This window comes from Sulfurimonas limnophila (assembly GCF_059705345.1).
On record NZ_AP046127.1, the window covers coordinates 691,383 to 713,871 of the forward strand.

Annotated in this window: 20 protein-coding genes; 10 read left to right on the forward strand and 10 right to left on the reverse strand. The window is 37.4% G+C overall.

Annotated features, from left to right (window positions below; all coding sequences use genetic code 11):
- Positions 1-2 precede the first annotated feature (2 nt).
- Complete coding sequence (locus AC6H33_RS03670; RefSeq protein ID WP_497605611.1) at positions 3-2,630, reverse strand: valine--tRNA ligase; 2,628 nt, start codon at positions 2,628-2,630, stop codon at positions 3-5.
- A gap of 210 nt (positions 2,631-2,840) precedes the next feature.
- On the opposite strand from AC6H33_RS03670, the gene AC6H33_RS03675 reads away from it, so the two are divergent.
- The 3 genes from AC6H33_RS03675 to AC6H33_RS03685 all read left to right on the forward strand — a co-directional run bounded on the left by AC6H33_RS03675 (position 2,841) and on the right by AC6H33_RS03685 (position 6,069).
- Positions 2,841-3,338 (forward strand): rubrerythrin family protein, encoded by a 498-nt coding sequence (locus tag AC6H33_RS03675; protein ID WP_497605612.1) that lies wholly within the window; start codon positions 2,841-2,843, stop codon positions 3,336-3,338.
- A 92-nt stretch (positions 3,339-3,430) separates the two neighbouring features.
- A complete protein-coding gene (locus AC6H33_RS03680) occupies positions 3,431-5,509 on the forward strand; it encodes an ATP-dependent helicase (RefSeq protein ID WP_497605613.1) in 2,079 nt (692 codons plus the stop codon).
- A gap of 41 nt (positions 5,510-5,550) precedes the next feature.
- Positions 5,551-6,069, forward strand: a complete 519-nt coding sequence (locus tag AC6H33_RS03685) for a c-type cytochrome (protein ID WP_497605614.1) — start codon at positions 5,551-5,553, stop codon at positions 6,067-6,069.
- 4 nt (positions 6,070-6,073) lie between these two features.
- Here AC6H33_RS03685 and trpB read toward each other — a convergent pair whose 3' ends face one another.
- Positions 6,074-7,285, reverse strand: a complete 1,212-nt coding sequence (gene trpB / locus AC6H33_RS03690) for a tryptophan synthase subunit beta (protein WP_497605615.1) — start codon at positions 7,283-7,285, stop codon at positions 6,074-6,076.
- A gap of 105 nt (positions 7,286-7,390) precedes the next feature.
- On the opposite strand from trpB, the gene AC6H33_RS03695 reads away from it, so the two are divergent.
- Positions 7,391-7,807 (forward strand): hypothetical protein, encoded by a 417-nt coding sequence (locus AC6H33_RS03695; protein WP_497605616.1) that lies wholly within the window; start codon positions 7,391-7,393, stop codon positions 7,805-7,807.
- Between the two features lie 13 nt (positions 7,808-7,820).
- On the opposite strand, the gene AC6H33_RS03700 is transcribed toward AC6H33_RS03695, so the two are convergent.
- From AC6H33_RS03700 to AC6H33_RS03710, 3 genes are read right to left on the reverse strand one after another with little or no spacing between them, the layout of a single operon-like run.
- Positions 7,821-8,603 (reverse strand): EI24 domain-containing protein, encoded by a 783-nt coding sequence (locus tag AC6H33_RS03700; RefSeq protein ID WP_497605617.1) that lies wholly within the window; start codon positions 8,601-8,603, stop codon positions 7,821-7,823.
- On the reverse strand, positions 8,600-9,541 hold the full coding sequence (locus tag AC6H33_RS03705; RefSeq protein ID WP_497605618.1) for a DUF3137 domain-containing protein: 942 nt from the start codon (positions 9,539-9,541) through the stop codon (positions 8,600-8,602). The genes AC6H33_RS03700 and AC6H33_RS03705 overlap by 4 nt, the downstream gene beginning before the upstream one ends.
- A gap of 8 nt (positions 9,542-9,549) precedes the next feature.
- Positions 9,550-10,104 carry a LemA family protein gene (locus AC6H33_RS03710; protein WP_497605619.1) on the reverse strand — a complete coding sequence of 185 codons (555 nt, stop codon included), beginning with the start codon at positions 10,102-10,104 and terminating at the stop codon, positions 9,550-9,552.
- 133 nt (positions 10,105-10,237) lie between these two features.
- On the opposite strand from AC6H33_RS03710, the gene AC6H33_RS03715 reads away from it, so the two are divergent.
- From AC6H33_RS03715 to pgaD, 5 genes are read left to right on the forward strand one after another with little or no spacing between them, the layout of a single operon-like run.
- Positions 10,238-11,572 carry a deoxyguanosinetriphosphate triphosphohydrolase gene (locus AC6H33_RS03715; protein ID WP_497605620.1) on the forward strand — a complete coding sequence of 445 codons (1,335 nt, stop codon included), beginning with the start codon at positions 10,238-10,240 and terminating at the stop codon, positions 11,570-11,572.
- A gap of 49 nt (positions 11,573-11,621) precedes the next feature.
- A complete protein-coding gene (locus AC6H33_RS03720; protein WP_497605621.1) occupies positions 11,622-12,629 on the forward strand; it encodes an NAD(P)-dependent oxidoreductase in 1,008 nt (335 codons plus the stop codon).
- A gap of 18 nt (positions 12,630-12,647) precedes the next feature.
- Positions 12,648-14,729 (forward strand): poly-beta-1,6-N-acetyl-D-glucosamine N-deacetylase PgaB, encoded by a 2,082-nt coding sequence (pgaB, locus tag AC6H33_RS03725; protein WP_497605622.1) that lies wholly within the window; start codon positions 12,648-12,650, stop codon positions 14,727-14,729.
- A 9-nt stretch (positions 14,730-14,738) separates the two neighbouring features.
- On the forward strand, positions 14,739-16,046 hold the full coding sequence (gene pgaC / locus AC6H33_RS03730) for a poly-beta-1,6-N-acetyl-D-glucosamine synthase (protein WP_497605623.1): 1,308 nt from the start codon (positions 14,739-14,741) through the stop codon (positions 16,044-16,046).
- On the forward strand, positions 16,043-16,477 hold the full coding sequence (gene pgaD / locus AC6H33_RS03735) for a poly-beta-1,6-N-acetyl-D-glucosamine biosynthesis protein PgaD (protein ID WP_497605624.1): 435 nt from the start codon (positions 16,043-16,045) through the stop codon (positions 16,475-16,477). The genes pgaC and pgaD overlap by 4 nt, the downstream gene beginning before the upstream one ends.
- On the opposite strand, the gene AC6H33_RS03740 is transcribed toward pgaD, so the two are convergent.
- Both AC6H33_RS03740 and AC6H33_RS03745 read right to left on the reverse strand, forming a co-directional pair.
- Entirely contained in the window at positions 16,474-17,673 is a 1,200-nt protein-coding gene (locus AC6H33_RS03740) for a BaiN/RdsA family NAD(P)/FAD-dependent oxidoreductase (protein ID WP_497605625.1), read from the reverse strand. The two genes, pgaD and AC6H33_RS03740, sit on opposite strands and share 4 nt — an antisense overlap.
- 26 nt (positions 17,674-17,699) lie before the next feature.
- On the reverse strand, positions 17,700-17,954 hold the full coding sequence (locus AC6H33_RS03745; RefSeq protein WP_497605626.1) for a helix-turn-helix domain-containing protein: 255 nt from the start codon (positions 17,952-17,954) through the stop codon (positions 17,700-17,702).
- A 96-nt stretch (positions 17,955-18,050) separates the two neighbouring features.
- Between AC6H33_RS03745 and AC6H33_RS03750 the strand changes: the two genes are divergently transcribed.
- Positions 18,051-18,593: an outer membrane beta-barrel protein gene (locus tag AC6H33_RS03750; protein ID WP_497605627.1), complete on the forward strand. Its 543-nt coding sequence runs from the start codon at positions 18,051-18,053 to the stop codon at positions 18,591-18,593.
- Between the two features lie 40 nt (positions 18,594-18,633).
- Here the strand turns inward: AC6H33_RS03750 and AC6H33_RS03755 are convergent, their stop codons facing one another.
- From AC6H33_RS03755 to murC, 3 genes are read right to left on the reverse strand one after another with little or no spacing between them, the layout of a single operon-like run.
- Entirely contained in the window at positions 18,634-20,856 is a 2,223-nt protein-coding gene (locus AC6H33_RS03755; RefSeq protein WP_497605628.1) for an endonuclease MutS2, read from the reverse strand.
- Positions 20,847-21,176, reverse strand: a complete 330-nt coding sequence (locus tag AC6H33_RS03760) for a hypothetical protein (protein WP_497605629.1) — start codon at positions 21,174-21,176, stop codon at positions 20,847-20,849. The genes AC6H33_RS03755 and AC6H33_RS03760 overlap by 10 nt, the downstream gene beginning before the upstream one ends.
- The gene (gene murC / locus AC6H33_RS03765) at positions 21,176-22,489 is read right to left on the reverse strand and encodes a UDP-N-acetylmuramate--L-alanine ligase (protein ID WP_497605630.1); all 1,314 of its coding nucleotides are present in this window, start codon (positions 22,487-22,489) and stop codon (positions 21,176-21,178) included. The genes AC6H33_RS03760 and murC overlap by 1 nt, the downstream gene beginning before the upstream one ends.

Below are 22,489 nucleotides of genomic sequence, written 5' to 3' on the forward strand. Positions count from 1 at the left end.
TCTTAGCTTTGTAGAGATGTCAACTGCTCTTTAACTTTGCTCTGCTTATCTGATGCATCCGCCAAAAGCTCTCTGTTTTTTACTAAAACATCATCAGGAGCGTTAGCAACGAAACGCTCATTGTTTAACATTGAAGAGAGTTTGTCTATCTCTTTTTGTAGCTTTTCATCTTGCTTTGTAAGCTTTGAGATAATCGGAGTTAAATCAATACTTTGAGTCGGTATAAAAGTCTCACACATTTGGCTAATATCACTAACTGAGTCTGGGATTTTTTCATTTGTAAATTCAACTACATCAACCTTAGCAAGTCTAGCTATAAAAGGTCTCATCATCTCTTTTTCTTCTTCGCTTATGTTGTCTATCTTTACATAAGCTTTTTCTATCTTTTGGTTTGCCAAATCAACTAAAACTTTAGCACGTCTGATAGAGATAATAGCATCCATGATTATCTCAAATCTTGCTTCATCTTTTTTACGAACTTTTGTTTTGTAAGGGTATTTTTTAATCATTATTGACTCAGAAGTCTCAAGAGTAGTTCCGCTAAGTTCGTGGTAGAGATACTCTGTGATAAATGGCATAAACGGATGAAGAAGTTTCATAGCCTCTTTAAAGATAGCTCCAAGCTCTACAATAGCGCCTTTATCTGCCTTGCTAAGCTCGATTCCCCAGTCACAAAACTCATTCCATAAGAAGCGATAAAGTACAGTTGCAGCGTCGTTAAATCTATACTCATCCATGCATGAGCGAACTTCAGCAGTGGCTACGTTTAGGCGGGATAACATGTAACGACCAAGTGCAGACTCAACACAAAACCCTTTTAAATCAGGGAATGTATCTACGTTCATCTGCAGGAATTTTGCGGCATTGTAGAGCTTGTTTGTAAAGTTGCGGTTAAGTTCAAGCTTTTCATTACTCATGCGGATATCACGCCCTTGCGCTGCACTTATTGCAAGAGTAAAACGGAGTATATCAGCGCTGTATTTTTCAACCATGTCAAGTGGGTCGATTACGTTACCTTTTGATTTAGACATCTTTTGTCCATGTTCATCACGAACAAGCGCATGAAGGTAGATATGGTTAAATGGAAGTTCACCTACAAAACTCTCGCCCATCATCATCATTCTAGCTACCCAGAAAAAGAGGATGTCAAAACCTGTAATGAGAAGTGAGTTTGGATAGAACTCTTTCATATCCTGTGAACTAAAGAGTTTGTCCATATCAACATCACCATTTCCCCAGCCAAGAGTTGAAAACGGCCAAAGAGCAGAGCTAAACCAAGTATCAAGAACATCAGGGTCTTGAGAGATGTTTTTTGAAGCACATTTTGGACATGTATGCTCTTCATCTTTTAGTGAAGCCCACTCATGTTCACAATCCCCACAGTAAAATACAGGTATTTGATGTCCCCACCAAAGCTGACGTGAAATACACCAGTCTCTTAAATCGCCCATCCATGAGTTGTATGAGTTTATCCAGTGTGGAGGGAAAAATTTAGCTTCTCCGTTGTTTGTTTTCTCGATAGATTTACGAGCAACTTCACTTCTTACAAACCACTGTTTTGAGATATAAGGCTCAACAATGTTTTTACATCTGTAACAGTGTCCTACTTGATGTTTGTGCTCTTCTATCTTAACTACAAAACCCTCTTCATCAAGCCTTTTCATGATGATGTCACGAGCTTCTAAACGCTCTAAGCCTTTGAATTCTCCAGCGTACTCATTTAAGATACCCTTTTCATCAAATACAGTAATGAACTCTAAGTCATGACGTTTACCAACTTCATAGTCGTTTTGGTCATGTGCAGGTGTAACTTTTACAACTCCAGTTCCAAAATCCATAGCTACATGTTCATCGGCGATGATAGAGACTTCTCTATCAAGAAGCGGAAGTTTGATTTTTTTACCTACGAGATGTTTATAACGCTCATCATCGGGATGAACCATAACCGCTGTATCTCCAAAATATGTCTCAGGTCTTGTCGTTGCAACTTCAACAAACCCGCTTCCATCAGCAAAAGGGTACTTGATATGGTAGAATTTTCCATCATGGTCTTCATGTTCAACTTCAATGTCACTAAGTGCGCCATCATGTGTACACCAGTTTACCATGTAGTTTCCACGAACAATTAAGCCTTGATTGTATAGATGAACAAAAGCCTCTTTTACGCTCTTTTGAAGCCCCTCATCCATAGTAAAACGCTCACGCTTCCATGCAGGGCTAACTCCCATTTTACGTAGTTGGCTTGTCATAATACCAGCAGATTCTGCTTTCCATTCCCAAGCTCTCTTTAAAAACGCTTCTCTGCCAATCTCCTCTTTTGTAGTGCCCTCAGCAAGTAGTTGCTTCTCAACTACATTTTGAGTTGCGATTCCAGCATGGTCAGTTCCTGGTTGCCAAAGAGTTTTATATCCGTCCATACGTTTATAGCGAGTGATAATATCTTGAAGTGTAAATGTAAGAGCATGACCTATATGAAGACGACCAGTTACATTTGGAGGAGGCATCATGATAGAAAAAGTTTTCCCTTCTTCTACGATAGCGCTGTTTGCGTCTACTTCAAAGTAGCCTCTCTCTTCCCAAATTTTGTAAAACTTATCTTCAGTAAGTTGTGGTTCGTAGCTGTTTGACATATTTATTACCTTGATTTTTGTAGTTTAAAAGTTCGCGATTATATCTAAAAAGAGGTGATGCTTTACTTATAAGTGAGGGCATGGAGAGCATATATATGACTCTTTTTATCTGTTATGGTTTGCTCAAATACCTGTTATTCTTTTTTTTATTAAGTCCAATAGCGTTATAATGATATGTAATCAACAAAATAACATCATATGGAGTAGAACATGCCAAATACAAAAGAGAATTTAGAAGTAGCATTTAGCGGAGAGAGCGGAGCATACCAAAAATATAGTGCGTTTGCAAAACAAGCACAAAAAGATGGGTTTACAAATATAGCAAAACTTTTTAAAACAACAGCAGAAGCGGAGAAAATCCACGCTGAGGGGCATCTAAAAGCTATGGATAAAATAGGCTCAACACTAGAAAACCTTGAAGCGGCAATCGGTGGGGAGACTTATGAGTTTGAAGATATGTACCCGCCGATGTATGAACAAGCAGTAGCTGAAGGACATAAAGCAAAAAAGATGTTTGGTTATGCGCTTGAAGCTGAAAAAGTTCATGCTGAGCTTTACAAAAAAGCATTAAGTGCTGTAAAAGAGGGTAAAGATATAGAGGAGATAGGTATTTATCTCTGTCCAGTATGTGGCTATATAGAACTTGGAATGCCTACTGAAAACTGCCCAGTATGTGGCGTTAAACCTTCAACATTCATTCAAATCTAATTAAAATGCTCTTCTTAGAGCATTTTAGCAATAAATCTAAATCAAGCTTATCTTAGTACAATCTCACTCTTAAAATCTTTACAGGAGCCGTTTTGCCACTTTCTCGTTTAAATGAAGAGCAGTATGCGGCAGCTACTTCTAAAGAGCTTCAAAATCTTATCATTGCTTCTGCTGGGACAGGTAAAACTTCTACTATTGTTGGACGAATTGCTCATCTTTTAGGCCAAGGTGTTGAGCCTTCACAAATACTACTTCTCACATTTACAAACAAAGCAGCTGCGGAGATGGTCTCTCGTGTGGCTGATTTTTTTGGTAAAGATGTGGCTTCTAAAATCGATGCTGGAACTTTTCATGCGGTTAGTTACAGATGGCTTAAAAAGCATGATAAAAAGGTTGTGCTTAAACAACAGCGTGAGTTAAAAACCCTCTTTAGAAGTGTGTTTGAAAAGCGCTCATTTGGGCATATTGGAGCTGAGATAACGCCTTATGGCGGAAACTATCTTTATGATGTTTACTCTTTTTATCAAAATACGGAGCTAAATGCTCATTTTGAAGATTGGATAAAGTCAAAATACCCTGAACATGAGCTCTTTGCTATGATTTACGCAGATATAGTAGATGAGTTTGAAGCGCTAAAAAAAGAGTATGGTTTTGTAAACTTTAATGATTTGCTTCTAAATTTTAGAGATATTTGTAAAACAAAAGAGCTAGGTTATAAAGAAGTTCTTGTTGATGAGTACCAAGATACAAACGCGCTTCAAGGCACTCTCATAGACGCTATGAATCCGCCATCACTCTTTTGTGTTGGGGATTATGATCAGAGTATTTACGCATTTAATGGGGCGGATATATCTATCATCGGTACATTTTCTACAAAGTTTCCATCTGCTAAAGTGCATACGCTTACAAAAAACTATCGCTCAACAGTGCCTATTTTATCTCTTGCTTCAAAAGTTATAGAGCATAATGAGCGAATTTATCCAAAGAAACTTGAAGTAACTCGTCTGCATGACAGCCATGCACCAAGGCTTCTTGCGTATGACGAGCTTTTTGATCAGTACCACGATATAGCCTTTAAGATAAGTAATACCCAAACACCAAGAGAAGAGATAGCAGTTATCTTTAGAAATAACTCCTCAGCCGATGGGATAGAAGTAGGGCTTCGTGAGTTAGGTATTGCATGTAAGCGAAAAGGCGGAACTAGCTTTTTTGATTCGCGTGAGGTAAAAGCAGTTTTGGACTTTTACACACTTCTTGTGAATGAGTCGGATATGATGGCGTTTATCCACCTTTTTGAGTTTGCTAGAGGTGTTGGCTCGGCTATGGCAAAAGAGCTCTATATCGCTCTAAAGATGCTTGGACATGGAAGAATTTTTTATGGACTTTATGCTCCTGATGAGTCTATGAGCAACCCTTTTGAGAAGAGAAAGCTAAACCAACAGCTAGGGCTTTTTGATGATTTTTTAGAGCTTGGAAGTGTTGGTAAGTTTGCCAAGTGTGGATTTGAAGATAAGTTTATGAAAAGCCCAATCCTAAAACACCCAAAACTAACTAAAGAAAATGCTACTTTTTTGCATGATTTTTATCTTCTTTACAGAGATTTAAAAGGTGTTAAAGAGCCTCGTACAATTGTGCAAAAAATCGCACAATCAGAGATATACAAATACATATCAGAACAGCTCTCAAGTAAAAGAGCACTTCTTAAAGATGGCACTATTGATGAAAAACAAAAGGCTGAATCACTCTCAAGAATCGCTAGAAAAATGGTTCTTTTAGAGGAGCTCTCAAAGCCATACTCTGAGCACGAGAGATTTTTAAATGCCATGATACTTGGCTCTTCAGACCTAACACAAGGCGAGGGGGTAAACCTGCTTAGTGTTCACGCCTCAAAGGGCTTGGAGTACAAAGAGGTCTATATAGTTGACCTTATGGATGGACGCTTTCCTAACCGAAAACTTATGCATCGTGGTGGCTCTTTAGATGAAGAGAGACGTCTTTTTTATGTAGCCGTAACCAGAGCAAAAGATATACTCTATCTTAGCTACGCAAAATATGACAAGATTAAAAAATTAAACTTTGTAGCGTCGCAGTTTTTATATGAGGCTTCACTTGTTGAAAAAGATGAAGCTTACCGCGCTATGGTTTTAAAAGAAGAGGATAAAGAGGAGTAGGTTTTGGAGTATAATTTCAAAACTATACAAAGGAGTATAAGATGATTAAAGTGATTTTATTTGCAGTTGTAACACTGTTTATGGTTGGATGTAGTGATGATGCCGCTAAGAGCGCAAGTAGTGAAACACAAACTAAGCAAGAAGTTAAAGAGGAAGTAAAAGCCGTAGTTGCTGAAGTTAAAGAAGAGGCAAAAGCTGCTGTTGCTGAAACAAAAGAAGAGGTAACTAGCGCTGTTGTTGAAGAGACAAAAGCTATCGTTGAAGATGTTAAAGCTGCTGCTCAAGAAGCCCTTGTAGTTGTAGAAACTCCCGCTGTTACGGTTGATGTGATTGGCATATACAAAGTTTGTGCAGGATGTCATGGCGTTGATGGCTCAAAATCTGCACTTAACAAGTCACAAATCATCAAAGGCTGGGATGCTAAGAAAATAGCGGACGCTCTTCATGGTTATAAAACTGGAACTTACGGCGGAGCTATGAAAGGCTTAATGGGTGCTCAAGTATCTAAACTAGGCGATGCAGAGATAGAAGCTCTATCTATCCACATCTCAAAGTTTTAAGGGCTTATGCCCACTTTGTAGGAATAGGATAATTCTCAACTATAAAGTCTATATCTTTGTCTCCTCTTCCGCTTAAGTTTACCAAAATAGACTCCCTTGGATTCTCTTTTGCGTACTTAATGGCAAAGGCCACTGCATGAGCGGATTCCAAAGCTGGAATGATTCCCTCATGTTGAGAGAGTTTGAAAAAAGCATCTACCGCTTCTTCATCACTGCATAACCCTATATTTGTTCTTCCAATGCTATTTAGATAAGCGTGCTCAGGTCCAACTGAAGGGTAGTCTATACCACTTCCTATTGAGTGCACTGGAGCTGGATTTCCATCTTTGTCTTGAAGCATGATAGAGTTAAAACCATGCATAATTCCCTCTTTTCCATAAGTTAAGCTTGCACTGTGCTCACCGATTTTATTACCCTTTCCTGCTGGTTCTACGGCATATAGTTTTACACTATCTTCTATAAAAGCACTAAAAATTCCCATAGCATTGCTTCCTCCGCCAACACATGCCGTTATCATGTCAGGAAGTTTGCCAGTCATCTCTAAAAATTGCTCTTTTGCTTCAAAGCCCACTACACTTTGAAAATCTCTTACCATTTTTGGGAAAGGGTGAGGACCAACAACAGAACCAATTGCAAAGAGTTGAGTGTCTGGATCTTTTATATAGGCATCAAAAGCGCTATCAACTGCTTCTTTAAGTGTTTTAAGTCCATGAGTTGCTGGAACGACTTTTGCCCCTAAAATCTTCATTCTTACAACATTTGGATACTCTTTAGCGATGTCAACTTCGCCCATATGAATCTCGCATTCAAGCCCAAAGTAAGCTGCTGCAGTTGCAAGAGCCACACCATGTTGACCTGCTCCAGTCTCAGCGATTAGCTTTGTTTTACCAAGATATTTAGCTAAAAGAGCTTCAGCCATGCAGTGGTTTAGTTTATGTGCACCAGTGTGGTTTAAATCTTCTCTCTTTAGATAAATCTGACCTCCACCGACAAAGTTTGAGAGATTTTTACAGTACGATATAGGAGTAGGTCTTCCTTGATAGTGTTTTCTTATCTTTTTTAGCTCATTTAAAAACTCAAACGATTTTGAGAGCTTGTCATAAGCTCTGTTTATTTCAGCAAAAGGTGTCTCAAGTTGAGGTGGGATAAATGCACCTCCAAATTTTCCAAAAAAGCCGTTTTCATCTGGCATTGATTCTAGATAAGGTTTTTTCATAGTTATTTCCCTTTTTTTGCAGAGATTGTAGCTATTTTGTGATAAATTTTCTAGTAAGTAGCTATTTTTTTGTTAAAATAATAAAAATTTATAAGAAAGATAAGTATGAAAAATATTTTTTTATTTATATTATTACTCCTTTTTATAGGTTGTGATGGAACTATGTATACAAATATTTATGATAAAAGCAGAGTTGGAGCCAAGATAGAGAGCGTAGAGATAGTTGCTAGTGATGCGTTTTCTAAAGAGAGTGTTAGCGAGATAATGACAAGTCAAGGTTTTTTGGTGGGGAGTTCTGATTATAGATTAAGAGTTGAACATAGAGATTATAAAAAAGCGTGTACAAATCCGCTCTCAAAAACTTCATCTGATTATAGTTTTGATGGGTTGGTTTCGATAGAGCTTTACTACAAAGATAAAAAGCTCTATAACGTTTATAAAGATTATAAGGGCGAAAAGAGCAGAGCGCTTTTTGAGCCTCTAGTAAAAGAGATGCTTAGTGATATGGAGATAAAAAAGTAATTACGCTCCTTCTCTAAGCCCTCTCTCTAAGCTCTCTTGTTGCTAAAAAGTATGTGTGCCCTAGATAGATGACAAAAAATATCGCTGTAAAAAATATCGCAAAGGGCACAAGCGATACAAGGTAGAGCAGGGCTGTTTTTGTTCTTAGGTTGTTAGCCCTAAAGTATGCTATCTCCCTAGCTTCCTCTTTTGTGCAGATGCTTGAAGCGATGTCAAATGTAAGCATTTTATGAAAAAAGTAGTACATTGGCAGATTTAGAGCGATGATGTTTAGAAACGGAATAAAGTAAAACGGTATAAGTAAAATAAAGAGTAAAATCATAATGAGAACTGACTTTAGTGCCAAAAATAGAGCGTAGGGAAGGTTTGAATGTCCTATCATAGAGACGTCGCTGTATGACCTACTTTGAAGCTCCTTTAGTACAAAAGGAGTTAAAAAACCTATAATGATGACAGCCAAAAAGATAGAGAAGTAGATAGCCAAAAAAGTGCCAACCGTATAGATAAAAAATGTAACAAGCCATGAAGTAATGGCATAGTGCATCAAAAACTTTCCAATAGATGAGCCAACAAAAGAAGCGCTAAAACCCTCAGTATGAGCTACTCCGCCCTCTATGGTCGTTTGAGAACTCTCAACGCTAAGTGTGCCTAACTGCTCAACTCCAACTCCAGCTAGTACAAAAAAAACTATGTATAAAACTACCAAGCTTACTATAAAAGGGAGTATGGAGTATTTGAGCATTTTTGGTGTTAAAAAATCTTTTATACTTTGAAGAGCTATCTCTTTTTCGCTCATCTTTTGCTCCATAGTTTTTGGTTTAGCTTTAACTCTTCAACTATCCCGACTGCAAGGTGAAGTGTCTTTACGTACTCCATAGCAACTTTGTACTCTAGGAGTGAGCGAAAGATAGATGGTTCAAAGAGGTCTTTGTTGTAGCTAATCGCCATATAGATATGGTTTGCTTTAAATGAGACATGTATTGGGTGAGCTGATTTGTTTCTAAAGGAGAGCAGTTTTTCCATGAGAGAGTGAGATAGAATGTACCTAGCTTCTATCTGGTCGCCTGAGTAGACAACAAACTCCTCTTCAAATTTTGGGTTGTCCATCTTGACTAACTCATCTCTAGCACCATTGTTTGACTGAAGCCAGTGCCCTATGAGATTTCCAAAGGTACTCTGTGCACTATCTGGTAAAACAACTGTTTGAGATGAGAAGTTTTTGTTAAACTCTGCAACTATATAAAGCCCTCTAAAGAGTGTAACCCAGTTGTCTTTGCCTTTTGAGTTTTGAGTTTTTTTCTCAGCATGCATATCTGAGAACTCTATACGTATGCCATCTATCATGCCTTTAACGTAGTCGTTTCCTCTTACTCTATCGGGCTTTGAAAACAGATTTGAGTGCTCAAAGAGATGCTCTGATACATGTAAAGATGGTGAATAATCAAGAGAGTTGTCTATCGCATGGATAAGTGGCTTTATAACGCTATGTTTAAACTCATGTGTATAGTCATGAACTAAAAATCTATAAATAATGCCACCAAGAACTATGTATCCAACAACTATAAACTCAAAGAAAGAGCCTAAAATATAGGCGACAATAAGAGCTATAAAAGTTAAAATTATCCCAGCCATAACTATTCTATGGCTAAGGTTTTTTCTATCTTTTTCTAGTTTTTCTAGTGTAGGAAAAAGAGATTTATAGTAAAAATCAGTAAGCTCACTTATCTTTTTCAACGCGTAACCTAGTTAAAAAGCTCTTTAACATTTACGTTTTGGCGCTCACCCTCTGCTATCTCAAAGACTTGCTTTCTTCTATAACTCATAAGTGAAGCCATAAAGTTTGTAGGCACCATCTCAATAGCGTTGTTGTAGTCTGTAACAGCCTGATTGTAAGAGCGTCTTGATGCTGAGATTTGCTCTTCTAGCTCATGAAGAGTATGTTGAAGGTGCATTACGTTTTCATTTGCTTTTAGCTCTGGATACGCCTCAACTGCAACCATGATAGAGCCAAGAGCTGAGGTTATCTTTGCATCTAGTGCTATCTTGTGTGCATCACTGATATCTGGCTTTGTAGCCTCTGCGCGAAGTCTTGTAACTTCAGTTAAAAGTGATTTTTCATGCTCCATATATTTACTAACAGACGCAACAAGATTTGGGATGAGGTCGTAGCGCTTTTTGAGGTTTGTATCTACACTTGCAAAGATGTTTTCAACTTGGTTTTTCTTAGCAACAAGCGAGTTGTACATTAAAATAAGTACAAGAGCTATAACTATGATGATGATAAGAGATGTTGGCATCGGGTAATCCTTTTGTTTTGTTTTGTTAAGATAGCAGTCTATCAAAAAAAAGTTGAGATTTTGGTTTTGTTAATGTACGATATTGCAGAATTTGTGATATAACAATATAAAATTTTTACATCTGGAAATAAAAATGTTTAAAAAGCTACTCTCAAATAAAAGATACTACACAAATGGCGAGTTTAAAGGGGAGGAGGAGAAGTATTATCGAAGTAGTTTTCATAAAGATTACGACAGAGTTATATTTTCAAACTCTTTTAGAAGACTCTCAAAAAAGACACAAGTCCATCCGCTCTCAAAAAATGACCATGTTCATAATAGACTCACGCACAGCTTAGAAGTGGCAAGTGTAGGGCGTAGTCTTGGGCTTAGAGCAGGGGAGTTTTTAAAAAACAGGTATCCAGAGATAGAGATAAATCCTTATGACGTTGCGTATATAATTCAAACTGCATGTTTAGCGCATGACATAGGCAATCCTCCTTTTGGACACGCTGGGGAAGAGGTTATAAAAGAGTGGTTCCAGAAAAATAGAGATGAGCCTTTTTTAAAAGAACTTTCCTCTGATGAACTTGAGGATTTCGTACATATAGATGGAAATGCACAGAGCTTTAGAGTTGTAAGCCAGATAGAAAACAACCTCTTTAGTGGAGGAATGAGACTCACTTTTGCAACGCTTGGGGCTTTGGTAAAGTATCCTCACTCATCAGCTAGGTGTGAGCATCTTGGCAAATCAAAATTTAACTTTTTTCAAAGTGAAGCGGACTTTTTTAAGCTTCTGTTTTTAGAGTTAGGGCTTGTAAAGCTTGACGGCTCTTACAAACGACATCCTCTCTCATATCTTATGGAAGCCTCTGATGATATTTGCTATGGGTTACTTGATTTGCAAGATGCAGTTGAGCTTAAAATCATAACACTAAAAGATACTAAAGAGATATTTACACTTATATGTGGTGAAGAAGAGGTGGCGGCTGTTTACGCAGATGATGAGTATTCAGATATAAAAAAAGTATCAAGACTAGTTGCTATCTCTATCCACAATCTAGCTGTTCATACGATGGAAGTGTTTGAGAATAACTTTGATGCAATCATGAGCGATGAACAGCCAAAAGATTTGATAGATTGTTTTACAAACATAGAGTATAAAAGAGCGATAAAAGCGGCTAAAAAACTAGCAAGTGCAAAGATATTTAATGAAAAAAGAAAGATAGAGTTAGAGCTTGGAGCTTACAACATCATAGAGACGCTACTTGATAATCTTATACATGCAACTTATGATTTTTATAAAAAAGAGGATGAGAGTAAACTCTCTTTTAGATACAAAAGAGCACTAGAGCTTATGGGAGAAGATAGACCAAAAAAAGAGCAAAGCTTGTACAATATGTACCAAAGAGTAGTTGACTACATAGTAGGCATGACGGACAACCACGCAAAGTATGTAGCAAACCAACTAAATGGGATGGGGATATAAGCATCTCGTGTGGTTTATAGAAAAAAATCTAAATTTTAAGGGGTAAGTTATGATAGTTTTTGCTGAGGTGTCTCAAAAAGAGCAAGAGAGTATTTTAAGTTTGATTGATGAAAAGTATCATAATCAAATCCGTTTTTTTGAGCAGAGTATAAATGCAAAAAATGCAGAACTATTTTCTGATGCAACACTGCTTTGTACGTTTATACACTCATGCGTAGATGAGAAAGTTCTGCTTCAGCTCCCGCTACTCAAAGCTATCATCACTCGCTCAACTGGAAGTGACCATATAGATATAGAGGCGTGCAGGGGGCGTAACATAGAGGTTGCAAATGTTCCAAGTTATGGACAAAACACCGTTGCTGAATATACATTTACTCTTATCTTAGCTCTTGCTCGTAGAGTAAAACCTATGATAGAGAGGCTCAGTAGAGGGGAGTTTAATCGTGATGGATTAAAAGGGTTTGACCTTTTTGGCAAAACGATAGGCGTAATTGGCACTGGTAAGATAGGTTCGCATGTAGTCTCCATTGCAAGAGGTTTTGGCATGGAAGTTTTGTGTCATGCGCACCACGAAGATGCAGATATAGTAAAACTGCCTCACGTTAAGTATGTTTCACTTGAGACACTTTTATCAAAAAGCGACATCGTGACACTTCATGTTCCAGCAAATCCATCAACATTTCATCTTATAAACAAGAGCAATATTTCTCTCTTAAAAAGCTCTGCAATGCTCATAAATACGGCTCGTGGCAATGTCGTAGAGATAGAAGCTATCGTTGAGCAGCTAACTCTAAAAAATCTCCAAGGCGGTGTTGGTCTTGATACTTTTGAGTCAGAAGATATTTGGATAGAGGAGAAGTACCTTAAAAATGACACGCTCTCAGCACTTGAGCTTCAAAAAGCAATGTTAGTATTTTCAACTCTGCGCTCATCAAACGTAATTTTATCTCCACATAACGCTTACAATACGCAAGAAGCATTAGAGCGAATAGTTGCTATTAGTGTTGAAAATATCAACTCGTTTTTAGAAGATGGAGTTTTTATTACTCCACTTTAGATATGCCCATATCTGAAATTGGGATACAATATCGAACTTAAAAATAGCTGTATAAACAGCGCTGGAGATAGATACCGTATGTTAAAACCAATGTTAAAATTAATCTTTGTGTTAATGTTAGTTGCAGAGAATTTTGTTGTGGCAAATGAGCTTCCAACTCTTTGTAGCAGAGATAAAAATGTAAATGAGTTTACGATACTTAGTTATCACGAAATAGCCCAAAAAGGCGAAACACTAAACTCAACTTATACAGTTACTCCAGAGAATTTTGAGGAGCAAGTGCGTTTTCTGATGGATAGTGGGTATCACTTTGTTAGTGTAGATGATATATTATCTTATAGAAAAAAATCAAAGCCGCTCCCTGATAAATCAGTTTTGCTTACATTTGATGATGGATACCAATCTGTCTATATCAATGCCTTTCCAATTATAAAAAAATACAAAATTCCTACCGTTATAGCAGTTGTTGGCAGTTGGCAAAAATCAAAAGATAGAGTTGATTTTGATGGACATATGATAGATAGAAGTAAATTTCTAAGTCAAGAAGAGATAAAAGAGATGATATCTAGCGGTTTAGTAGAGATTGCAAGTCATACATACGCTCTGCACAAAGGAGTTCTTGGAAATCCGCAAGGCAACAAACTTCCAGCAGTAAAAGCAAGAGAGTGGCTAGAAGATAAGCAGATGTATGAAAATGAGACAAGCTATACAAAACGCATACATGATGATATGCTGCAAAGTGCTACATTTTTAAAGAAATATACAGAACAAAGACCTCGTATAATCGTCTGGCCGTATGGTTACTACAATAAAAAGGCTAGTAAAATGGCCCAAAAGTTAGGGATGTTTATCGGACTGACTCTTGATGATGGAAGCAATACAAAAAATACACCGTTGAGTGCTTTGAGACGTATACTAGTCGAGGGAAAAATGACACTTCCTGATTTAAAGTTGGCAATGGCGATACGAGATGCAAATTTTACAGATGATGCAAGAGCTACAAAAGCAGCGCATATAGATTTGGACTATATCTATGATCCAGACCCACAACAGCAAGAGAAAAATTTAGGTGACTTGCTAGATCGTATAAATAACTTAGGCATAAATACAGTCTATCTTCAAGCATTTGCTGATCCTGATGCTAATGGTGCTGCTGATTATGTATATTTTCCAAACAGAAATATACCGATGCGCGCAGATTTCTTTAACAGAGTCTCTTGGCAGATAAGAACTCGTACTCACGTAAGTAGAATCTATGCTTGGATGCCTATGATAGCGTGGGAACTCCCAGCCAAAAATCCTGCCGCAAAAGATACAGTAGTTACTCTTCAAGTAGATCCAACACACCTAAATATGGGCTATCCAAGGTTGTCACCATTTTCTACAAGAGCACAAAAAGTTATAAAAGAGATTTATGAAGATTTGGCAAAATCAACCTTTATAGATGGCATACTTTTTCACGATGATGTAACTCTCTCTGACTATGAAGATGATAGCAAAGCAGCAAGAGCGCAGTACAAAAAATGGGGATTAGCTCAAAGTGTTAATGAGATTAGAGCAAATCAAGAGCAGTTTGCAAAGTGGACTAAACTAAAAACTGAATATTTGGATGATTTTGCGATGGAACTCGCTCAAATACTAAGAGATGAGCAACCTGGGATTAAAACTGCGCGTAACTTATATGCACAAGTAGCTCTACATGAAAATGCGCAGGAGTGGTATGCTCAGTCACTTAAAGAGTCCATAAAAAAGTATGACTACACAGCGATTATGGCTATGCCGTACATGGAACAGGCTGAGAATCATACAGAGTTTTATGACAAAATAGTAGAACATATAAAAGAGGATGAGTGTGGGCTAGAGCGTACAGTTATGGAGCTTCAGAGTGTTAACTGGAGAAAAGATAGTGAAGCAATTCCAGCAGATGAGCTTAGTCAAACTATAGAGCATCTTTATAGTTTAGGCGTTCATCATATAGCTTACTATCCTGATAACTTGTATAAAAATGTTCCTGATGTTGATGTTATAAGAGAAGATTTTGCAAAAAAAGATTTGCGAATACATAACATAACACCAAGCTTAGATACACCAAACAACTAGGAGTAGCCAATGGCAACATTTTTTATCTGGTGGCACTATATCTGGCATGCAATGCTTGGTTATGTATTTTACTATCCGCTTTTTATGTCAACTTTATGGATGATAGGGGCGATATTTTTTTATTTTAAAAATGAGAAGCGTTATGTAAATGATACGATTCCAGAACTGAGAGAAAATGAGAGCTGGGTTGGTGTCTCTATACTAATTCCTTGTTACAATGAAGGAGAAAACGCTATTGAGACGATTACTTACGCGCTAGATGTGATATATCCAGAGTTTGAAGTAATAGCTATAAATGATGGAAGCAAAGATGATACTTTGGAGATATTGGTTGCTTTGGCAAAAGAGAATCCAAGACTAAAAGTTGTAAATTTAGCCCAAAATCAAGGCAAAGCGTTAGCTCTTCAAGCTGGTTCTCTAGTTGCAAAATATGAGTATTTGGTCTGTATAGATGGAGATGCTCTCATCGACCCTTACTGTGTTTATTGGATGGCTAAGCACTTTGTACGCTATCCTCAAGTTGCAGCAGTAACAGGCAACCCAAGGATAAGAAACCGCACAAGTCTGCTCGGCAAGATACAAGTAGGCGAATTTTCATCCATCGTTGGTATGATAAAACGTGCACAGCGTAGTTTTGGGCGTCTATTTACGGTTTCTGGCGTAATTACTGGGTTTAGAAAATCAGCTGTTCACGAGGTTGGCTACTGGAGCCCTGATATGCTGACTGAAGATATAGACATAACATGGAAGTTGCAGAGAAACGGTTGGGATGTCCGTTTTGAGCCTAAATCTTTAGTATGGATTTTGATGCCAGAGACTATCAAAGGGCTATGGAAACAGCGCTTACGTTGGGCTATGGGTGGTGCGCAGGTTATGTTTAAAAACTTTAAAGTTCTATTTTTACATAAACAGACGCATCTTTGGGGGCTTATGATAGAGTTGCTTCTTAGTATGGTTTGGGCATATACTATGGTTTTGGTTATTTTGGTCTGGATTGCTGGTTTGCTTTTTCCAACAGGCTTTTTAACGCCAAGTGAATCGCCAATTTTACCCGATCAGGGAAGTGTTATCTTGATTGGCGCATGTTTAGTACAGTTTGGAGTAAGTAAGTGGCTTGATGGTCATTACGATGATGGTTTGGGAAAAAATTATTTTTGGATGATTTGGTATCCATTTGCATTTTGGTTTCTAAATCTCTTTACTGCGGTAACGGCACTTCCAAAGGTTATATTTGGTAAAAAAACTCGTGCTAGATGGGTTAGTCCAGACAGGGGAGTTCATCAACAAGTAGCTAAGAGCAAAAAGGGTAAATCATGAAAAAGCGAACACTCATCATAAACAAACGTCATGAAATGCCATTTTCAAAAAAAATAGGTTGGGACGTAGTGACAGTTTTGCTATGGGCTGGATGGATATATTTATGGAAACCTCTGATAATAGTCTTTTATAATATTATGACTTTAGATGCTGATGTAGATGAGATATCACATGTAATTTTTGATGAAATATCAGCAGTTACGGTTGAACATGCCATAATTATGCTTGTTGCAACGCCTAGTATCTTGTTTATTTTATCGTGGCTAAATCGTCACGTTGCCCCTAGTGAGCATATTATTTATAAGTTTGATGAGTACGCTAAGTATTTTCAAGTAGATAGTGCAAAACTAAGAGAGTCAATCGACTCTCAACTAATAACAATCCATCATGACGACAACGGTCATATTGCAACTATTGAAAATAAGATTTAGCTTCTGCTTATAGCCTTTGCAGCAAGGTGTCCACTTGCCCAAGCAAAGGCGAAGTTGTATCCGCCTCTTTTACCCACAATATCCAATACCTCTCCGCAGAAGTAGAGATTTTTTTTCTTTAGTGACTCAAAAGTTTTTGGATTTATCTCTATTGTGTCTACTCCGCCACCGCTAACTTCAGCGTGGCGAAAACCATGTGTGTCGGTTACTTCAAGGCGCCAGTTTAAGAGTTGGTTTGCTATTTTTTTGGCTAGTTTTACATTGATTTTATCGGCAGAGATAGAAGATAAAATATCTAAATCCTCCAAAAGAGCTTGAGCAATTTTTAAGGGAACAAGCCCCGCTAAAATATCCAAAATAGTAAATTGAGGCATATTAAGAGCAAGAGAGCTTATGTGAGATGAGAGCTTTTGTGCATTAAAAGAGGGAAGCAGATTTATCGAGATGCTTACATGAGAAGAGTCCATCAAAGCCACACTTGCACTTTGTGATATATCCAAAACCGCAAAACCAGATACGCCATAATCAGCAAAAAGGATGTCGCCTTTAGAGGTAAGCTCTTTTTTGTTGTTTATAAGGAGTGTTACCTCTCCATCAACTTTGGCTCCGCTCATCTTTTTTACGATTTTAGAGTCAAGATGAAGCTGAACAAGAGAGGGATAGGTTGGGACAATATTGTGCCCAAACTCTTTTGCAAACTCCAAGCCGTCACTGTTTCCACCAAGGTGAGAAGCCGCTTTTGAACCTGTTGCTACAACAACTGCGTCATACTCATTTAGAAGTTTTTTTATATCTGTTATTTTTGTATCGGTATGAAAATTTACACCTAGATTTTTGGCATAGTTTATTAGCAAAGAGGCAACGCTTTTTGCTTCATTGCTTAGTGGATAAACTCGTCCATCCTCTTTCGCCTCAAGAAAAAGCCCAATGCTGTGGCAAAATTTCTCAAACTCCAAAAAGCCAAACTCTTTAAGCGCAAACTCCACAAATAAAGGATTTTGTGAGAAGTAGTCGTTATATGTAAGATTTGTGTTTGTAATGTTACAACGCCCATTTCCAGAGACTAAAATCTTTTTTGCACACTTTGAGTTCTGCTCATACAAATCGACCTGCACACCTTGTCTTGCGCAAAATATGGCACAGATTAACCCACTAGCCCCACCGCCGATGATTGCTGTTTTTTTTGTTTTATTCATAAGAGGATTTTAGCACAATAAAAGAGCTATTTTGTGTGGATATCTTTAAAAAAGTCGGTAATTTCTACATCCAAAGCGGTGGCTATTTTATAGAGGTGTTCGATGTTGAAGTGCTTTTTGTTGTGGTAGATTTCAGCAACAGAGATAAGACCGACAGATTTTAAGCCAATAGATAGGGCTAAATCTAGCTGAGTTAGCCCTTTTTCTTTTCTAACTCTCATAACATTAGTACCAATTTTTCGATGAAGCTCATCTATGTTTTCTGATGTTATATCTTGCAAAAAAACTACCTATAGTTAATATTTGTGTAAGTTTATTGATAATAGAATGTTGCATCAACTAACTATGGTTAGTTAGATTACTTTTAGGATGGAATTATGAAAAAAATAGCATTGGCTGTTTTATTGGCAAGTGGGTTGATGGCTGCGGATAGTGGGAACTATATAGGTGTTGATGTTGGAAACACTAAGTTTGATATGAAAGCTTCTGCCGCTGGAGTTAGTGCAGAAGAGAGTGATGATGGCGGTTCATTTACATTAAAATTAGGGCATTATTTTGATAAAAATAGCCGTGCTTTAATTTCTTATCAAAATGTCAATGTTGATGGAGGAACTTCTTATCATGTTGGTCTAGGGTATGATTATCTTATTGGAAACAGTGACCTCAAGCCGTTTGTTGGTGGTTTTGTTGGATATGGTTCTGCAGAAGTTGATGATTTACCAGAATTAGATATCTCAGGAGCTGTTTTTGGTGCACAAATTGGTGTGAACTATGCTATCAATGAAAATTTTTCTGCCGAGGTAGGCTATCGCTATATGAAGTCAAATATGGAAGATACAGTAACAGTGAGCGGTGTTGATGTAAAAGTTGAAATTGACCCTATTTCAAACTGGTTTGTCGGTGTAAACTACAAATTTTAACTCTCTTTTCTCTCTCCTGTAAACTCCCCTTGAGGGAGTTTTATAAACTCACTATCTTCGCCCCAAAACCGCCCATGTGTTGTGGTGCGTCTTCAAACTTTTTTACTCTTGGATGTGCTTTTAAAAACTCTTTGACTGCGTACGAGAGTTTTCCCGTGCCTATGCCGTGATAGACTATGACTTCATCCCAACCGTTTATGAGTGCATCTGAGATAAATTTGTCTAAAACTTCATTGGCTTCTTCGGCTCTCATGCCATGAAGGTCGCATTTTAATCCTGCTCCTTTTTGAACTTGTAGATTTACGTCAGTTCGTGATTTTTGCTTTATGATTTGAGTATGTTTTAGTTGTGATGTTTGTACTCTTACTCTCATTCCATCAACTTCTACAATAGCCTCTTTTTTATCTTTCATAGCCACAATCACACCTTTTTTGCTATGGTATTTTACGTTATCACCGATATTAAATTCAGCAACTTGCACGATTGGTTGCTCTTTTTTTTCTTGTGGAAGTCTCTCTTTAGCCTTGTTCATAGCTCTATGAATAGCTTGTGTATCTCCAGCTCGAGCAGCTGCTTTTGCCTCATTTATGGCACTTTCATAGCTCTCTTTAAGGGAGCTTTTTTCTCTATCTAGCTCTTTAAAGAGAGCCTCTTTTATCTCTTTTAACTCCAGCTCTTTTTTGTTTATATTTTCTAGTTTTTCATCAACTACTTTATGTTTTTGTTTTAGCTCACGCTCTAGTTGTGAGCCTCTCTCTATAAGAATATTGAGCTTCTCGCTGTTATCGCCATAAACGGCTTTTGCTTCACTAACGATTTTATTTGATATGCCATATCTACTTGCAGTCTCAAACGCGTAACTTTTTCCGATGATGCCATGCATAAACTCATAAGTCGGAACTCTGTTTTTTTCATCGTAAATCGCCGCCATAAGTTCAACGTCATCACGGTCAGCCATAAGAGCGGCAAGTCGCTTATGGTGTGTTGTGACGACTATTTTCTGCTCTCTTGAAATCAACTCATCAAGTATAACTTTAAACAGTGCCGCAGCCTCATCACTATCGGTTCCAAGTTCTATCTCGTCAACTCCGACAAGCGCATCTTTGTACTCAAATATTTTTGAAAACTCCTGCATCCGCCCTGCAAAAGTGGAGATGTCGTTTTTGACATTTTGAGGGTCGTCGATAATAGAGAGTATGTTTTTAAAATTTCCAATATATGATTTATGTTCATTTAGCTTCATAGGGATAATATACTTTGCCATAAAAGCCGCACTTAAAATTGACTTCAAGAGCATAGTTTTTCCACCAGCATTTACACCAGTTATCATCAAGATATTTTTACAGAAGTCTACATTTACAGGTTTTGCGTGATGAAGAGCAGGGTGGATAAAGCTATCCAATACTATTTTTGAATCTTTTGTTGACTTTATAAGTGAGAAATTTTTGCTCTTTGCAAATAAAACTCTAGCTTGATAGTTGTCAAATTTAGTAAACTCTTTATCTACAAAATTTATAAAAGGTAAAAGGTCTGAGAGTTTTGATGAAAACTCTTTTGCATAAGTATAAAAAATCGCCTCTCTCTCTTGGGTGATGTAGCGAATCTGCTCTTTTGCCTTAAGTATGCTATCGGGAGAGACATAGAAGCCTCCACTGCTGCTTCTGCCTACTATGGCACCTTTGAGGACATGGTTAAACCCGCCACGAACTAAAAGAGCTTCTTCATCATTTATGAGATGTAGTTGGCTGTCTATAAGGTATGGCGTAATTTTTGAACTTGATGTGAGTCGCTTTAGCGAACTGTTTATATTTGCTTTTTGCTCTTTGATTCTTGAGCCAAGAGCAAAAAGAGTCTCATCAAGGTTCTCTTCAAATTTGCCATCATGTGTAAAATATTTTTCAACATCAAGGAATTTTTGCTCAATGAGAAATTTATCCATCCACTCGCCAATGATGCCTTGTAGATTTTTGTTTTTAAAGTAACGAAAATATCGGACAACTTTTACTATCTCAAATATCTGCTCAAAAGTAAGTACGCCTCGTTTTTGAAGATGAAGCTTTATATTTGTAAAGTCGGCTACTTTTGGAGGAGCTTTAAACTCTATGGCGTCAAGAGCTTTTATATAGCGATAGTGAAGCTCTTGGTCGCCATCCATAAAGAGAGAGTCATCACGAGAGAAGAAACTTTTAAAAGAGGTTATATGCTCGTTTAAATCGAGTTGATTGATGAGTATATCAATCTTTGTTGGAGCATCTATTCGCATTTAGATGCACTAATCATCTGACCATAAAATGGAGTTTTTTCTTTGCCTATAAAAGTATAAGTACCGATACTTAGTGTGTAGTTTGTGCTATTTACATCCACTCCATCACAATTTACAGTGCTGTTTTGATTAAATTTTATAACTACGCTCATCATTCTCTCTCTTTGTTTGTCTGCGTAGCTATTAAAAATAACAGCAGATAAAACGATGGATAGAGCTACAACAGTTACTACTATTTTTTGCTTATGAGATAGGTCTGTAAAGTAGTGAAGTGCTAAAAAAAATAGTCCTACAACAACTAGTCCAATTAAATAAGACATTAAGCAGTTCCTCTTATCTGATAAGTTAAATCTCCAGCGCCAAAGCCGATTATTAGGCCTTTGTCAAGAGTTTTAAGCTCTGTTTTATCTTTAATGATAGTAATAGTGTTATTTGCTCTTGAGATGTTATCTGCCATCGTTAAGTTGTATCGTTTAAACTTCTCTTTAAAATCAATCTCTCTCATCGCCTCTCCAGCTGACCATACGGGAAGTATTATAAGCTCTGCCGCACCTTCAAAACAGTTTATAAACTCTTCTAAGTTATCAATAGTGCGAGAGTATTTATGTGGTTGCCAGATAGCGGTAATTTTGTCGAAACCTTTAAGAAGGGCATACTCTTTGAGAGATTCAAAAGTCGCCTTTATCTCTGTTGGATGGTGACCATAATCATCTATAATCACTCTATCACTCTGCGCTCCAACAATATCAAAACGCTTTTTAATACCTTTAAAAGTCAATATCTTCTCTCGTATCAACTCAATATCCATAGACTCATTTGCTGCCAAAATCGCCAAAGATGCGTCAAGCGCTATATGCTTTCCAAATCCCCAAACATCAAAACTTCCCAAATCTCTTAGAGTAAATCTAGTATGTGGTTCATCATCAATGAGTACAAATTTTAGTTCTGTAATCTCTTTGCTTGGATAGAGCCAGTTTGCTTCAACTTCATCAATTAATTTACTTAAAAATGGGTCTTCTGCATTTAAAATACGACATGGTGCAGATTTTATAAAAGTTTTATATGAGTCATAAAAGAGTTCGAAGTTGTAGTCGTAGTACTCCATATGTTCTGGCTCAGCATTTACAACAATAGCGCAGTGAGGATTTGAGTTTATAAAACTTCCATCACTCTCATCTGCTTCAAAAATCATAACGTCACTACTAGCGTCATATCTTACATTTGAGCCAAAAGCCTTTGATTCAGCACCTATAATCGCTGAACCATCCATAATAGCGCTTAGTATCGCAGTAGTTGTACTTTTTCCATGAGCACCAGCGATAGAGTAAACTTTAGAGGTGTCTAAAATACGAAGTAGTGCTTCACGTCTGGCAAGAACCTCTATCCCTTTTGCTTTTGCTTCTATGATTTCTGGGTTATCAGGACGTATGATTGCAGAGTGAATAACCAAATCTTGATTGCTTATAGCAGAAGCATCGTGTGGAACTGTAACTTTTATGCCAAGAGAGCGAAGTTTCTTAGTAATAACAGTCTCAGATATATCAGAACCGCTAATTTCATGCCCTTTGTATCTCATATATTGCGCCAAGCCAGATATGCCAATTCCGCCAATACCGATAAAATGAATTTTCAT

Bases quoted from the DNA above. Each gene is read 5' to 3' on its own strand.
- AC6H33_RS03670 (WP_497605611.1), bottom strand. From the start codon at position 2,630: ATGTCAAACAGCTACGAACCACAACTTACTGAAGATAAGTTTTACAAA.
- AC6H33_RS03675 (WP_497605612.1), top strand. From the start codon at position 2,841: ATGCCAAATACAAAAGAGAATTTAGAAGTAGCATTTAGCGGAGAGAGC.
- AC6H33_RS03685 (WP_497605614.1), top strand. From the start codon at position 5,551: ATGATTAAAGTGATTTTATTTGCAGTTGTAACACTGTTTATGGTTGGA.
- trpB (WP_497605615.1), bottom strand. From the start codon at position 7,285: ATGAAAAAACCTTATCTAGAATCAATGCCAGATGAAAACGGCTTTTTT.
- AC6H33_RS03695 (WP_497605616.1), top strand. From the start codon at position 7,391: ATGAAAAATATTTTTTTATTTATATTATTACTCCTTTTTATAGGTTGT.
- AC6H33_RS03700 (WP_497605617.1), bottom strand. From the start codon at position 8,603: ATGAGCGAAAAAGAGATAGCTCTTCAAAGTATAAAAGATTTTTTAACA.
- AC6H33_RS03710 (WP_497605619.1), bottom strand. From the start codon at position 10,104: ATGCCAACATCTCTTATCATCATCATAGTTATAGCTCTTGTACTTATT.
- AC6H33_RS03715 (WP_497605620.1), top strand. From the start codon at position 10,238: ATGTTTAAAAAGCTACTCTCAAATAAAAGATACTACACAAATGGCGAG.
- AC6H33_RS03720 (WP_497605621.1), top strand. From the start codon at position 11,622: ATGATAGTTTTTGCTGAGGTGTCTCAAAAAGAGCAAGAGAGTATTTTA.
- pgaC (WP_497605623.1), top strand. From the start codon at position 14,739: ATGGCAACATTTTTTATCTGGTGGCACTATATCTGGCATGCAATGCTT.
- pgaD (WP_497605624.1), top strand. From the start codon at position 16,043: ATGAAAAAGCGAACACTCATCATAAACAAACGTCATGAAATGCCATTT.
- AC6H33_RS03740 (WP_497605625.1), bottom strand. From the start codon at position 17,673: ATGAATAAAACAAAAAAAACAGCAATCATCGGCGGTGGGGCTAGTGGG.
- AC6H33_RS03750 (WP_497605627.1), top strand. From the start codon at position 18,051: ATGAAAAAAATAGCATTGGCTGTTTTATTGGCAAGTGGGTTGATGGCT.
- AC6H33_RS03755 (WP_497605628.1), bottom strand. From the start codon at position 20,856: ATGCGAATAGATGCTCCAACAAAGATTGATATACTCATCAATCAACTC.
- AC6H33_RS03760 (WP_497605629.1), bottom strand. From the start codon at position 21,176: ATGTCTTATTTAATTGGACTAGTTGTTGTAGGACTATTTTTTTTAGCA.
- murC (WP_497605630.1), bottom strand. From the start codon at position 22,489: ATGAAAATTCATTTTATCGGTATTGGCGGAATTGGCATATCTGGCTTG.